The organism is Kribbella orskensis, assembly GCF_004342085.1.
GTDB classification, from domain to species: Bacteria; Actinomycetota; Actinomycetes; order Propionibacteriales; family Kribbellaceae; genus Kribbella; species Kribbella orskensis.
This window is the reverse complement of record NZ_SLWM01000022.1, coordinates 1-13,968: the sequence shown is the minus strand read 5'-3', so window position 1 is coordinate 13,968 and position 13,968 is coordinate 1. Positions and strand designations below refer to the sequence as shown.

At 67.6% G+C, this 13,968-nt stretch carries 12 protein-coding genes; 6 read left to right on the top strand and 6 right to left on the bottom strand.

Annotated elements, in window-relative coordinates:
* Nucleotides 1-100: 100 nt before the first annotated feature.
* Nucleotides 101-358 (top strand): metal-sensitive transcriptional regulator, encoded by a 258-nt coding sequence (locus EV644_RS35740; RefSeq protein WP_132194646.1) that lies wholly within the window; start codon nucleotides 101-103, stop codon nucleotides 356-358.
* A 47-nt stretch (nucleotides 359-405) separates the two neighbouring features.
* Here EV644_RS35740 and EV644_RS35735 read toward each other — a convergent pair whose 3' ends face one another.
* The 3 genes from EV644_RS35735 to EV644_RS35725 form a co-directional block, all read right to left on the bottom strand.
* Complete coding sequence (locus tag EV644_RS35735) at nucleotides 406-1,080, bottom strand: PI-PLC domain-containing protein (RefSeq protein ID WP_132194644.1); 675 nt, start codon at nucleotides 1,078-1,080, stop codon at nucleotides 406-408.
* A complete protein-coding gene (locus EV644_RS35730) occupies nucleotides 1,047-1,910 on the bottom strand; it encodes a lysylphosphatidylglycerol synthase domain-containing protein (protein WP_158293018.1) in 864 nt (287 codons plus the stop codon). Before EV644_RS35730 ends, EV644_RS35735 begins: the two co-directional genes overlap by 34 nt.
* Nucleotides 1,911-2,076: 166 nt before the next feature.
* Complete coding sequence (locus tag EV644_RS35725; protein WP_132194640.1) at nucleotides 2,077-3,048, bottom strand: Acg family FMN-binding oxidoreductase; 972 nt, start codon at nucleotides 3,046-3,048, stop codon at nucleotides 2,077-2,079.
* A gap of 211 nt (nucleotides 3,049-3,259) precedes the next feature.
* On the opposite strand from EV644_RS35725, the gene EV644_RS35720 reads away from it, so the two are divergent.
* From EV644_RS35720 to narI, 5 genes are read left to right on the top strand one after another with little or no spacing between them, the layout of a single operon-like run.
* A complete protein-coding gene (locus EV644_RS35720) occupies nucleotides 3,260-4,528 on the top strand; it encodes an MFS transporter (protein WP_132194638.1) in 1,269 nt (422 codons plus the stop codon).
* 27 nt (nucleotides 4,529-4,555) lie between these two features.
* Nucleotides 4,556-8,278 carry a nitrate reductase subunit alpha gene (locus EV644_RS35715; protein WP_132194636.1) on the top strand — a complete coding sequence of 1,241 codons (3,723 nt, stop codon included), beginning with the start codon at nucleotides 4,556-4,558 and terminating at the stop codon, nucleotides 8,276-8,278.
* A complete protein-coding gene (gene narH / locus EV644_RS35710; protein ID WP_132194634.1) occupies nucleotides 8,278-9,957 on the top strand; it encodes a nitrate reductase subunit beta in 1,680 nt (559 codons plus the stop codon). Before EV644_RS35715 ends, narH begins: the two co-directional genes overlap by 1 nt.
* Nucleotides 9,954-10,658 (top strand): nitrate reductase molybdenum cofactor assembly chaperone, encoded by a 705-nt coding sequence (gene narJ / locus EV644_RS35705; protein WP_132194632.1) that lies wholly within the window; start codon nucleotides 9,954-9,956, stop codon nucleotides 10,656-10,658. The genes narH and narJ overlap by 4 nt, the downstream gene beginning before the upstream one ends.
* A complete protein-coding gene (narI, locus tag EV644_RS35700; RefSeq protein ID WP_132194630.1) occupies nucleotides 10,655-11,371 on the top strand; it encodes a respiratory nitrate reductase subunit gamma in 717 nt (238 codons plus the stop codon). The genes narJ and narI overlap by 4 nt, the downstream gene beginning before the upstream one ends.
* A 16-nt stretch (nucleotides 11,372-11,387) precedes the next feature.
* Here the strand turns inward: narI and EV644_RS35695 are convergent, their stop codons facing one another.
* The 3 genes from EV644_RS35695 to EV644_RS35685 form a co-directional block, all read right to left on the bottom strand.
* Entirely contained in the window at nucleotides 11,388-12,257 is an 870-nt protein-coding gene (locus tag EV644_RS35695) for a hypothetical protein (protein ID WP_199240181.1), read from the bottom strand.
* On the bottom strand, nucleotides 12,254-13,765 hold the full coding sequence (locus EV644_RS35690) for a DUF4389 domain-containing protein (RefSeq protein ID WP_132194626.1): 1,512 nt from the start codon (nucleotides 13,763-13,765) through the stop codon (nucleotides 12,254-12,256). The genes EV644_RS35695 and EV644_RS35690 overlap by 4 nt, the downstream gene beginning before the upstream one ends.
* Nucleotides 13,766-13,783: 18 nt before the next feature.
* The coding region (locus EV644_RS35685) for a sigma 54 modulation/S30EA ribosomal C-terminal domain-containing protein (RefSeq protein WP_206751508.1) at nucleotides 13,784-13,968 on the bottom strand (185 nt) is incomplete at its 5' end.

Genomic DNA, 13,968 nt, shown 5'->3' with positions numbered 1-13,968 from the left:
GTTGAGTCTCTGATCCCCCCGGGGGGATGCTGATCAAGGTAACATATCCCCCTGGGGGGATACACTGCCCGACGCGACCCGATCAGAAGGCAGGACACCGATGGACCTCGAACCCACCGAGATGAAGGCGATCATCACCCGGATGAAGCGCGCGAACGGGCACCTGGCCAGCGTGATCCGGATGATGGAGGAGGGGGCCGACTGCGAGTCGGTCCTCACCCAGCTCGCCGCCGTGAACAAGGCGCTGTCCCGGTCCGGCTATGCCATCGTCGCCACCGGTCTGCAGCGCTGTCTCGCCGACGAAAACAGCGACATCGACGTGGCCAAACTGGAGAAACTCTTCCTCGCCCTGGCCTGAACCGCACTGCCGGGTCGGTCCCAGCCGTGCGGCACTGGAGGCTGGAGTCAGTCGGCGGCGCCGAGTAGGGGGAGGTTCTTTCCGATTACGCCGTCCACGGCGAGGTGGGTTGCGTGCCGGAGCGCGTCTTCGGTGTCCACCGGCCAGGTGAAGACGAACTCGGCCCCCTGACGGAGTTCTGTGACGAGTGCTGGAGTGAGCAGCCGGCGGTGGACGCACGCTCCGTACGCCGGAAGTGTGCGGAGACGCCTTCGCAGCCGGTGCAGTCCGTGACGGCTGCCTGCTGACAGCACGAGTCGTACCTGCGGCAGTTCGCGGAAGGCGTCGAGCATCCACCAATGCTGCGTGCATACGATCACTGTGCCGTTCGGCAGTGCCTCGCGTAGTGCGGCTGCGAGTCTGCCGGCGAGAAGGGGATGGATTCCCTTCAGGTCGAGCAGGAGCCGAGGGTCGCCGTCCAGTGCCGTCAGCAGTTCTGTGAGCTCGAGCAATGGTGTGTCGCGGCGGCGGACGAACCTGCCCTCATCCCAGAGCCACCGCGGTCCGAGTGACTTCAGATGCCGTATCTCCAGGCGCCCCCGGAACGCGTGGACGTCGGCCTCGACCAGGTCGGCGCCTGCGTCCAGTGCGACCCGCAGCGAGCCGAGGTCATTGCCGGCCCGGTGCGCGACGACGACCCGGAAGCGGGTCACGTAGTACCCGGTCGCGGCTCGGTGAACCATCCACGCCACCGCAGGAGCAGCGCGCCGCCCCCCAGGAGCAGGGCCGGGATCCAATAGAGCAACGCGGTCAACGCCACCGCGCCGAAGGCCGCCGTCCACGAGACACCGATGGAGGCCAGACCGGCGACAAGAGCACCCTCTCGAGGACTTGCCCCGTGGACGCCGGGAAGCACGCCGGCGAGCTGGCTGACCCCGAAGATGGCGACGAGTTGCATCGCCGACACCGAGTCGCCGACCGCGTTGATCGCCCCGATCAGCAACCCGAGGATGGTGAGCTGATAGCCGATCGACAGCAGGACGCCCATCGCGAAGATCTTTGGGGACGGCCACGGCCAGCGGCCGGCCAGACCCGGCCGCCGGCGGTTCACGACAAGGGCGGCCGCGAGGACCACGGCGGCGGCGCCCAGCGCGACCGCGAGCACGGCCCGGGGCATCGCCACGCCACAGACCGCGACGGCGACCACCAGCCCGACGGCGCCGACGAATCGATCGAGCGCGACCTCGGAGACAGCGGCTGGACGCCGTGCTCCGATGCGCTCCAGCCGGTGGATCCGCCACAGATCCGCGCCGGCGTGCCAAGGTGAGACGAGTCCGAGGACCTCGCTCTCCGCATAAGCACGGAGGTGCCAGCGCCGCGAGCGGCCGCTTCTCGACAGCGCGTGCCAGCGCAAGGGGCACAACAAGTACTTGCCGACCGCGAACGGCAGCAAGCCGGCCATCGCAGGCAGGACCGAGGTGTGTGGAACACGGTCGACGTTCCACAGCGAGAGTCCGACTGCGGCCAGGAGTGCTGTGATCCGGACGGTGCGGCTGGCGACGATCGTTCGCACGATCCACTGTGTCCGTGCGACCGGCCCTCGGCCCAAATCCATGAAAGGCCTCCTGCCTTGCGGGCTGCCCGATCTATCAGACGATAGCCGCGGTGCCCGATTGCCGCAGTCTGGACAGTGCGGATCAGTTCGCTCGCCGGCGGGGGGGGTGGCGGCGGCACCTGTTTCAGGAATCAGGGGCGAGGACGTCGGCGATGGTGCGTCTGGGAGTGGCGGCGCTGACCGGGCTGTGGCTGAAACGGATCACCATCTGGGCGAAGCCCGGCCTGCCGGTGAGTTGCTGGACCGCGGAGCGCGGGTCGTCGTACTCCAGAGCCTGGTTGAGGAACGACGCCTGGACGTCATTCTGGGTGACCGTGAGCAGGACGCGCTCGAGCGCCATTCCCGCCACCAACCGGTCAACCGTCCCGTCTGCGGCAGTCGACAGCACGGCTAGCACCGGGTCGTCCTCGAAGGTCTTCCGGGACCTGCCGCGTCCGGGTAGGCCGGCGCCGAGGTCCCGCACCGGCGGAGGGAAGACGGTCGGACGAGGTCCGAGAGCGCTGATGGGGATGCCGTCCTCTTTGCGCTCGCCCCCGATCCAGCGCGCGCGTTCGGCCGTCCGCGCGTGGTCCGCCCAGCCGTGGAGCAGGGCGGTCGCACCTGATCTCAGGGCGTCCTGAGCGCCCTGCGGAGCCAGCCAGGAGAGGTCGGCACCCTCACTCAGTGCGGCGTGGATCAAGCTGTCGCGGGCCTCCGCGGTCAGAGCAGCCGGACGCCCGGGTTCACGGCTGGTATGACGTCGGCTGACCTGCGGGTGGAGCGCGGCGAGGTCGGGGTCCGGTGTCGCTGTGGGTGCGACGATGATCCGGGCGACCAGATCGGGCTCCTCGGGTACAGGGGCCAGGCGGTACCAGCTGTCGAGGCCCAGTGACGCAGCCGCACATCTGAGGTTGAAGACCGCTGCACCGGCCGCGATCAGCAACGCTCGCCCCGTCGGGTCCTCGGCCGGCAGCGCTCGTGATCGATCCAGGAAGACCTCGATGTCCGGGCCGTTGATCCCGAACCGCCAGGGCTGCGTGTTGTGCATGCTCGGCGCCGCGATGGCGGATCCGACCAGGACGTCGATCTGGTGCCGGGAAAGCTTCTGCTCGCGCACTGATGCTCCTGGAACTCGCGGACTCGATGACCTGGTTACCAGCGTCGACGCCGCGGCGCCGGCGGTACAGGAGGCATCGGTCCCGTCGGCCCGGGACCTTGGGCATTCCGGTCCAGGACCTCTGGGCCCTCCCGGCCGATGCGGAAATGCCAGATGCTGGGACGGTTCGGTCTACGGCAGATCAGAACGACCGCAGACGACGGAGGAAACGATGAGCGTGAGTCGAGCGAGTGTCGCCGGGGCCGGTGACGGTACTGGTTCCGCATCACCTGCTACCAGATCGCCCTGGCTGATGCTGGCTCTCGCCACCCTCGGATTCGCGCTGAACTTCTGGGCGTGGGCGCTGCTCAGCCCGCTCGGCCCGCTGTTCCGGACCGAGGGGACGCTGGGGACTCTCTCGGAGTCCGACGTAGCGCTCCTGGTGGCTGTGCCCGTCCTGGTGGGGTCGCTCGGCCGGATCCCGGTCGGGGCACTGACGGACCGGTTCGGCGGCCGGGTGATGTTCCCGCTGGTTTCGGCGGCCACGATCATCCCGATCCTGTTCATCGGGTACGTCGGTCTGCGCTCGTTCGGCGCATTGCTGCTGGGCGGCTTCTTCCTCGGCATCGGCGGTACCGCGTTCGCTGTGGGTGTGCCGTTCGTGAACGCCTGGTTCCCGCCTGAGCGCCGTGGGCTGGCGATCGGCATCTTCGGCGCGGGGATGGGTGGTACGGCCATCAGCGCGCTGACCACGGTCAAGCTGTACAGCAAGGTGGGCCATCAGACGCCGTTCCTTCTCACTGCCCTGGCCTTGACGCTCTACGCGGTCGCGGCCTGGTTGCTCCTTCGGGACGCGCCCGGCCGGACCCAGCCGGTTGGTTCGTTGCTTACCCGGCTCGTCGCCAATGCGAAGCTGCCGATCAGCTGGCAGGCCTGCATCCTGTACGCCGTCGCATTCGGCGGATACGTCGCCTTCTCCGTCTACCTTCCGTCGTACTTGAAGACGGCCTACGGCCTGGATGCCGCGGACGCGGCCAACAGGATGGCAGGCTTCGTCGTGGTGGCGGTGCTGATGCGCCCGCTGGGTGGATGGTTGTCCGACCGGCTCGGACCCGTCCCGGTGCTGGCCGCCTCGTACTCGGTCGTCGTCGCGGGCGCGGCCGTCGCAGCAACCACCCCGCTGCTCGAGCACGTGGGCACGGTGGCCTTCCTGGCGATGGCTGCCGCACTCGGAGCCGGCAGCGGGGCGACGTTCGCGCTCGTTGCCAAGGTCACCGATCCGTCGCGGGTCGGCGGAGTGACCGGCCTCGTCGGCGCTGCCGGGGGCCTCGGCGGGTTCGTCCCGCCGCTGATCATGGGCTACGTCTACGGACGCACCGACTCGTACGGCATCGGCCTCGTGTTGCTCTCGGTCACCGCGGCCTTGACGCTGCTGCTCACCCTGACGATTGTGAGAAACACGGCGAACCGCGCCACTCAGGACGCCCTTCACCACGCGTAGCGTTACCCGACCAGCGAGGGACACTGCATGAGTACTGGGGATCGTCCGGACCCGAACCGGCCCGACCGCGAGATCGGCCTGGACGGAGGACTGAGCGAGGCACTCGTCCGAACCCGCCGCTACTTCACCAAAGGGGTGGTCTCGGACGATCTGCGGACGTTGCACAAGCAGGGAGGGCGCGGCGCCGACGACTTCTACCGGGATCGATGGAGCCACGACAAGGTGGTGCGGTCGACCCATGGTGTGAACTGCACCGGCTCCTGCTCCTGGAAGGTGTACGTCAAGGACGGCATCATCACCTGGGAGACCCAGCAGACCGACTATCCGTCGGTGGGCCCGGACAAACCGGAGTACGAGCCGCGCGGTTGCCCCCGTGGCGCGGCGTTCTCCTGGTACACCTACTCGCCGACGCGGATCCGCTACCCCTACATCCGGGGTGTGCTGCTGAAGATGTACCGGGAGGCCAAGTCGCAGCACGGTGATCCGGTGGCCGCCTGGGCGCACATCGTCGACAACCCGGCCCGCGCGGCGCAGTACAAGTCGGCTCGTGGCAAGGGCGGACTGGTACGGGCGAGCTGGGACGAAGCGACCGAGATGGTGGCCGCCGCCTACGTCCACACGCTGAGGAAGTGGGGACCGGACCGGATCGCCGGGTTCTCGCCGATTCCGGCGATGTCGATGGTCTCGCACGCCTCCGGCGCCAGGTTCACCTCGCTGATCGGCGGCACGATGCTGTCGTTCTACGACTGGTACGCCGATCTGCCGGTCGCGTCGCCGCAGGTCTTCGGGGACCAGACGGATGTCCCGGAGTCGGGGGACTGGTGGGACGCCGGCTACCTGATCATGTGGGGGTCGAACCTGCCGGTCACCCGGACGCCCGACGCGCACTGGATGGCCGAGGCGCGGTACCGCGGCCAGAAGGTCGTTGCCGTCGCCCCCGATTATGCGGACAACGTGAAGTTCGCCGACGAGTGGTTGCCGGCGGCACCGGGAACCGACGGCGCTCTGGCGATGGCGATGGGACACGTGATCCTGAAGGAGTTCTTCGTCGACCGGCAGACGCCGTACTTCACGGCGTACGGCAAGGCGTACACGGATCTGCCGTATCTGATCCAGCTCGACGAAGACGGCGGCGGCACCTACCAGCCGGGCAAGTTCCTCACCGCAGCCGACCTTCCCGCCTTCGAGGGCGAGGAGAACGCACACTTCAGGACTGTCGTGATGGACTCCCGGACGGGCCTTCCCGTGGTGCCGAACGGTTCGCTCGGTCACCGCTTCGGGCCGTCCGGAGCGGGCAGCTGGAACCTGGATCTGGGGGAGGTCGATCCCGCCCTGACGATGGCCGGTGACGAGGCGGACGCCGTACTCGTCCGGTTGCCGCGTTTCGACACCGCCGACGGCTCGGCCGGGAACGTGGCGCGTGGGGTGCCTGCTCGCCGCGTGGGCGGACTTCTCGTGACGACCGTGTACGACCTGATGCTCGCGCAGTACGGCGTCGCCAGGTCAGGACTCCCTGGGGACTGGCCGACGTCATACGACGACGCGACCGCGCCGTACACGCCGGCCTGGCAGGAGCGCATCACCGGTGTGCCGGCCTCCGCCGCGGCCCGGATCGCCCGCGAGTTCGCTCAGAACGCGGAGGATTCCAACGGCCGGTCGATGATCATCATGGGAGCCGGCACGAACCATTGGTTCCATTCAGACACGATCTACCGGGCGTTTCTGGCCCTCACCACGCTGACCGGTTGCCAGGGCGTGAACGGCGGCGGCTGGGCGCACTACGTCGGCCAGGAGAAGTGCCGGCCGGTGACCGGCTGGGCTCAGTTGGCGTTCGGGCTGGACTGGTCACGCCCGCCGCGGCAGATGATCCAGACGGCGTACTGGTACCTGCACACGGATCAGTTCCGCTATGACCACTTCGGGGCTGACACGCTGGCCGCCAAGACAGGCGAGGGACGGCTAGCGGGGAAGACGACCGCGGATCTGATCGCCCTGAGCGCGCGGCTGGGCTGGATGCCGTCGTACCCGACCTTCAACAGGAATCCACACGATCTCGCGGACGAGGCGCGCGCGTCCGGTCGGCCGGTGGCCGACCACGTGGTGGACCAGCTCAAGTCGGGTGAGCTCCGCTTCGCCTGCGAGGATCCCGACTCGCCGGAGAACTTCCCGCGGATCCTGTCGATCTGGCGGGCGAATCTGCTCGGCTCCTCGGCCAAGGGCAACGAGTACTTCCTGAAGCATCTGCTCGGGGCAGGGTCGTCGCTGCGGGCCGGCGAGGCGCCCGAGGGTCGTCGGCCGAGCGAGGTCGACTGGCACGAGCAGGCACCGGAGGGAAAGCTGGACCTGCTGCTGACCCTGGACTTCCGGCAGACGAGTACGACGCTCTTCTCCGATGTCGTGCTGCCCGCGGCGACGTGGTACGAGAAGCATGACCTGAACACCACCGACATGCATCCGTTCATCCACTCGTTCAACCCGGCGATCGCGCCACCTTGGCAGACCCGGACCGACTGGGACGCCTGGCAGACGATCGCGGAGAAGTTCAGCGAGCTCGCCGCCGAGCACCTCGGCACGCGGTACGACGTGGTCGCCGTACCGCTGCTGCACGACACTCCTGACGAGATGGCGAATCCACACGGCGTCGTCCGGGACTGGAAAGCCGGCGAGTGTGAGCCGGTGCCAGGGGTCACGATGCCGAAGCTGGTCGAGGTCGAACGGGACTACGGCGCGGTCGCGGCCAAGATGTCGGCCCTCGGACCGCTGATGGAGAAGCTCGGCGCGACGACCAAGGGTGTCACCTACGACGTGAAGGATTCCGTCGACTACCTGCGGGCGAAGAACGGAGCCGTCCGCGGTGGCCCCGGTGACGGCAGGCCGTCGCTGAAACGCGACGTGCACGCCTGCGAGGCGATCCTGGCGTTGTCCGGTACGACGAACGGTCAGCTCGCCACCGAGGGGTTCAAGACACTGGAGAAGAGGGTCGGCAAACCGCTGCACGATCTGGCAGCAGAGCACGAGGGCAAGCGGATCACCTTCGCCGACACCCAGGCAGCACCGACCCCGGTCATCACCTCGCCGGAGTGGTCCGGGTCCGAGACCGGTGGCCGACGCTACTCGCCCTTCACGATCAACGTCGAACGCCTCAAACCGTGGCACACCCTGACCGGGAGGCAGCACTTCTTCCTCGACCACGACCTGATCGCCGAGCTCGGCGAGAACCTCCCTGTCTACCGTCCACCGCTGGACATGGGTGCGCTGTTCGCCGAACCGGAGATCGGCTCCGTCACAGAGCACGGCGTGACCGTTCGCTATCTCACCCCGCACAGCAAGTGGTCGATCCACTCCGAGTACCAGGACAACCTCTTCATGCTGTCGCTGTCCCGCGGTGGCCAGACCATCTGGATGAGCGACCAGGACGCGGCCAAGGTCGGTGTCGTGGACAACGACTGGATCGAGGCGGTCAATCGCAACGGTGTGGTGGTGGCCCGGGCGATCGTGTCCCACCGGATGCCGGAGGGAACCGTCTACATGCATCACGCCCAGGACCGGCTGATCGACGTTCCGATCGCGGAGGCCTCGAAGAAGCGTGGCGGCATCCACAACTCGTTGACCCGGCTGCTGATCAAACCGACTCATCTGGTTGGGGGCTACGCGCAACTGTCCTTCGCCTTCAACTACCTCGGCCCCACCGGCAACCAGCGCGACGAGGTCACCGTCATCCGTAAGCGGTCCCAGGAGGTGCGGTACTGATGCGAGTGATGGCACAGATGGCGATGGTGATGAACCTCGACAAGTGCATCGGGTGTCACACCTGCTCGGTGACCTGCAAGCAAGCCTGGACCAACCGCAGCGGCACGGAGTACGTGTGGTTCAACAATGTCGAGACCCGGCCGGGGCAGGGGTATCCGCGCACCTACGAGGACCAGGAGACCTGGAAGGGCGGCTGGCAGCTGAACCGGCGCGGCCGCCTGACGCTCAAGGGCGGTGGCCGGCTCAAGAAGCTGCTGACCATCTTCTCCAATCCCAAGATGCCGTCGATCCAGGACTACTACGAGCCCTGGACCTACGACTACTCGACCTTGACCGACGCCCCGGCCCAGGAGCACACCCCGGTGGCCCGGCCCAAGTCGCTGATCTCCGGCCAGGACATGAAGGTGACCTGGTCGGCGAACTGGGACGACGACCTGGGCGGCTCGGCGGCCACCGCGGAACGCGACCCGATCCTGAAGAAGGTGGGCGACAAGGTCAGGTTCGAGTTCGAGCAGACCTTCATGTTCTACCTGCCGCGGATCTGCGAGCACTGCCTGAACCCGTCGTGTGCCGCGTCATGTCCCAGCGGTGCGATCTACAAGCGGTCGGAGGACGGCATCGTTCTGGTGGACCAGGACCGTTGCCGTGGCTGGCGGATGTGCATCTCGGGATGCCCCTACAAGAAGGTGTACTTCAACCACCGGACCGGCAAGGCGGAGAAGTGCACGTTCTGCTTCCCACGCGTCGAAGTGGGTCTTCCGACGGTCTGCTCCGAGACCTGCGTCGGCCGGCTGCGCTACATCGGCCTGATGCTGTACGACGCGGACAAGGTGCTGGAAGCCGCCTCGACGACTGACGAGCAGGGACTGTACGAGGCGCAGCGCGAGGTGTTCCTCGATCCGTCCGACCCAGCGGTGCGGCGAGAGGCTGAGCGGGCCGGCATCCCTCACGACTGGGTGGAGGCGGCTCAGCGGTCGCCGATCTACGCGTTGATCAACCGGTACAAGGTCGCGCTGCCGCTGCATCCGGAGTACCGCACGATGCCGATGGTCTGGTACATCCCGCCCCTGTCGCCGGTCGTGGACGTGATCAAGGAGACCGGCGAGGATCCCGAGGATCGGGCCAATCTGTTCGCCGCGATCGAAGCCCTGCGGATCCCGATCGAGTACCTGGCGGAGCTGTTCACGGCCGGCGATGTCGCTCCGGTCGACCTGGTACTGCGCAAGCTGGCCGCGATGCGCTCGTACATGCGCGACATCAACCTCGGCCGCGATCCGGACCCGACGATTCCGCAGGCGGTCGGGATGAGTGAGGAGGAGCTGTACGACATGTTCCGCCTGCTGGCGCTGGCGAAGTACGACGAGCGCTACGTGATCCCGCCGGCTCACGCGGAGCAGGCGCACTCGCTGGAAGAGCTCGCCACCGAGTGCTCGCTCGATTACGAAGGCGGCCCGGGAATGGGTGGGTCCGGGCCGTTCGGTGAAGGGTCTGGAGCGACCACTCCGATTGCTGTCGAGAACTTCCACATGCTGCAGGACCGCCAGACGGCGGACACGGCGGCTGCCCCAGCGGGCAAGAGAGCGCGCGTGAATCTGCTGAACTGGGACGGCCGCGGAGCACCGAGTGGTCTCTTCCCACCCAAACCGGAGGATTCGGAGCCGGAGGCTGATCATCGATGAGCGGCAGGCATCCGGCACCGGCATTGCCCGGCGAGCAGCTCGCGATCGCGTGGCAGACCGCCTCGCTGTTGCTCGATTACCCGGACGAGAGTTTGCTGGCCCGGCTGGGAATGCTGCGTCGGCTCTCTGAGACTCTGACCGGCACAGTGGGGGATCCCTTGCGTGCCTGCATCGGCCGCCTGGAGTCCGGGAGCCTGTCGACGGCGCAGGAGGATTACGTCGACACCTTCGACACCCGGCGTCGTCACAACCTCTTCCTGACGTACTTCGCGCACGGGGACACCCGGCGTCGCGGAGTCGCCCTCCTGCGCTTCAAGCAGACCTATCTTCGATCAGGTTTCGTCCTGGACGACACCGAACTGCCCGACCACCTCTGCGTAGTGCTCGAGTATGCCGCCACGGTCGACCAGCGGCTCGGATGGAATCTCCTGCTCGATCATCGTGCCGGCCTCGAACTGCTGAGGCTGGCGCTGCGGGACGCCGACTCTCGCTGGTTCGGTGCGGTGCAATCCGTGACTGCCACCCTGCCGCCTCTGAGAGGTGATGAGTCGGCCGCTGTCAGGCGGCTCGCGGCTGAAGGTCCGCCGCAGGAAGAGGTCGGTCTGACGCCGTACGCCACTCCTGCTTTCGACCCGGCCACGCGGCCGCCCGGATCGCCACAGCCGTTGCCGATGCCCTCGTTCCCGGGAGGTCGTCGATGAACGAGATCCTGTGGGTGGTCTTCCCTTACATCTGCCTCACGGTGTTCGTGGTCGGGCATTTCTGGCGGTACCGGTACGACAAGTTCGGGTGGACCACACGCTCCTCACAGCTGTACGAGGACAGGCTCCTGCGCTGGGGTAGTCCGCTGTTCCACTTCGGCATCCTGGCCGTCTTCCTCGGCCATGTGATGGGCCTCGGCATCCCGAAGAGCTGGACCGAGGCGGTCGGCATCTCCGAGGGGCTCTACCACTTCCTGGCCGTGTCGATCGGCGCGATCGCCGGCTTCGGCACGGTGGTCGGCCTGGCGATCCTGATCTACCGACGGCGGACGGTGGGACCGGTCTTCTCCGCGACGACCAGGATGGACAAGGTGATGTACCTGTTCCTCGCCACGGTGATCGTGCTGGGACTGGTGAACACCGTGGTCGCCAACATCTTCGGTCACTACGACTACCGGGACGGGGTGTCCGTCTGGTTCCGCGGCATCTTCCGTTTCGACCTGCATCCCGAGCTGATGGCGGAGGCACCACTCAGCTTCCAGTTGCACGGACTGGCCGCGATCGCCCTCTTCGCCCTCTGGCCGTTCACCCGCCTCGTCCATGTCTTCAGCGCGCCGGTCGGCTACCTGACGAGGCCCTACATCGTCTATCGCAGCAGGGATGACCGGATCGCCAGCCATTCACCCCGCCGCGGCTGGGAGGACGATCGCTGACCTGGCCACCTTTCGATCAGTCACGCAGGCGGACCGCGGTGACCGTGAACTGCTCGACGCCCTGGTAGTGCCCGCCGGTCGAGGCGACGATCACCAGGACACCGTCGGTCGCGCCGCGGAAGGACACCCGGGCGGACCATGCACTCCGCTCGCCGCCGGCCGGCACGCAGCAGAAGGTGCCGAGCGGGTTCTCGGACGACACCTGCCGTACGTCGACCCGGATCGACTCGTCGACCCCGGTGATCCGCCCTCCGACCACGAGCGGTGAGGTGGCGGCGGCGCCGTACCGTGGACGGTCGAGAGTGAACGTGCTGTCCCGGGTGCCGACGACCTCCCAGGGCGCGTCGTCACCTTGACCTATCCGCCGCAGGTGGACGACCGCGGCGACAGACGGGGTGGCGGAGTCGGTCCGGTAACCCACCGCGACTGTCGCGTCGTCGCCACGTACCGACCTGGAGACGATGGTGTTCACCTCGTCGAAGCCGAGGAAACCGGTCGTGAACGACAGGGCCGTCTGCCCGGCGTCCAGATGCCACGGTTGCTTTCCTTCGGTGCGGTAGGCCTGCTGCCACACCGCGGCATCCTGTTCTGAGCCGAACGGCCAGATCGGCAGGTACCGGAACACCCGGTCGCTCGGCGCGGAGGACGGTTTCGTCGTCGTGGGCGACACAGGCGAGCTGGTGCCGGTCGACGGAACGGTACTGGTGGCCGGCGGCTTGCTTGCCGTCGGCAACGGGCTGGTACTGGCACCCTGGTCGGTGTCGCTGAAGACGATGACGCCGATCACGGTGGCCAGTGCGAGGACGGCGAGTATCGCTGCGGCGATCGAGAGGCGCCGCACTCTTCGCAGCCGATCCTGCTGCCGGGTGGGGTCCGGTGCGCTCATCGTGCTGCTCCGGCGTGCGCGTCGGGCAGCGGCGCCGACGGGGGGACGGTACCGCGGTGCGACGTACGCAGCGCCAGGGAGATGAGCAGGGCGCCCGCCAGGAGGAAGATCAGCCCGAGTCCGATCAGCGAGTAGGCCAAATCGTCCAGCCAGGGCAGCGTGGCGCCGACGGCGAGATCGGCCTGTACCGCGCGGCTCCCGTCCGCGTTCAGGACCACGACACTCCAGTCGCCCGCTCGCGGTCGCCAGTCGAGGGTCTGAGTACCGGTGCCCGCGGTGCTGGCCACCCAGAACTGTTCGTCGCTGGGCAACTGGGCCGGCGCCTGACCGGCGTACTGGCGGTACACCGGCTCGACTCGACGGCCAGCGAGGCGCGACACCACGCTGTGCTCGACGGTCGACAGGTACGCCGAGACGTCCCGGTCAGCCGCGATCCCGATGAACAGCGGAGCGTCCGTCGCGCTGGTACCGGTGAGCCGTACCTCGCCGAGCACCCGGTTCATCACCCAGCCGGGTCCGTCGAAGCGCAGGGCACCTGCCTCGGTGGTGAGGGCGTACCCCGGGCTGGAGAACTGTTGGAGGTCCGTACTGACGTAGCCACCGGAGTCGCGGCCCGCCTGGTCGAACCAGAGCGCCGTCCCGCCGGCCGGCAAGGCAACCATGCCGGCGAGGACGAGTACTGCTCCGGCGACGACACTGATCACTCGACCAGCTGTCCAGCGGTGGGCCGTGGGAGTGGCAGGGCTCGGGGCGAGAGGCCGGGCCAGGACCACGGGTGCGGGGTCTGGTTGGCCGTGCTCGAGTGTCGCGGTCGGTCGAGGACTGTCCGTGGAATCGATCTGCCGCTCGTCCTCACCCCTCCCACTGCCGGTGTCCAGCCGGAACGGCGGGTACTCGTCGGTCATCAGAAGGAAGTAGCCGGCGACCCGGCAGACCCAGCGGTTCAAGCCGACGACGAGGTCGAACAGATCGCGGGGGTAGCGACCGGTGAACAGCAGGGTGAAACCGGCGATCAGCACGAGCAGCCCGATCAGGCCGCCGCCCTCGAAGGACCAGGCCGAGTCACCGATGTGGTAGCTCAGGTAGGTCCCGCCGCCCAGCAGGATGGTGGCCACGAGGAGATGCGGTACTGCCAGCAACCACTTCACCAGGACGAGTCCCCGAGACAGTTGCGGTGGATAGTCGACGTGAAGTCTCGCCGGGTAGTCCGGTACGTCGTCCAGCGTGAACGGGGGATACCGGTCCGTGCCGAGGACGCCGTACGCGTAGAACGCGACCCGCCAGCTCCACCGCAGTACGCCCGTGGTGAAGGTGAAGATCGGCCGGGGGTAGCGACCGGTGAAGAGGATCGCGAAGAACGCCACGATGCTCAGTACTCCGAACGCGAGCCAGAGGAAGGCGAGCACGACGTAGTGCGGTATCGCCAGCAACCACTTGACGAGCCAGAGCCCACGGCTGACGGACGGGTCGAGGTTGCCCTCGATCCGGATCGGATAGTTCCTCATCATGATCCTCCCTCTGAAACCTCAGCGCCGCTGAGAAAGGGGCACAGCCGCACTGAGCATGGCGTAGTGGCCGTCGTACCTGGCGTAGACGACACGGGCCCGGCCGGTCGCCTTGTCGGCGAAGAATTCGAATTGCCTGCCGGTCAGGTCGAGCCGCGACAATGCTTCGCTCACCGTTCGCCGGGGGACCGGTGTGCGGTCCACCA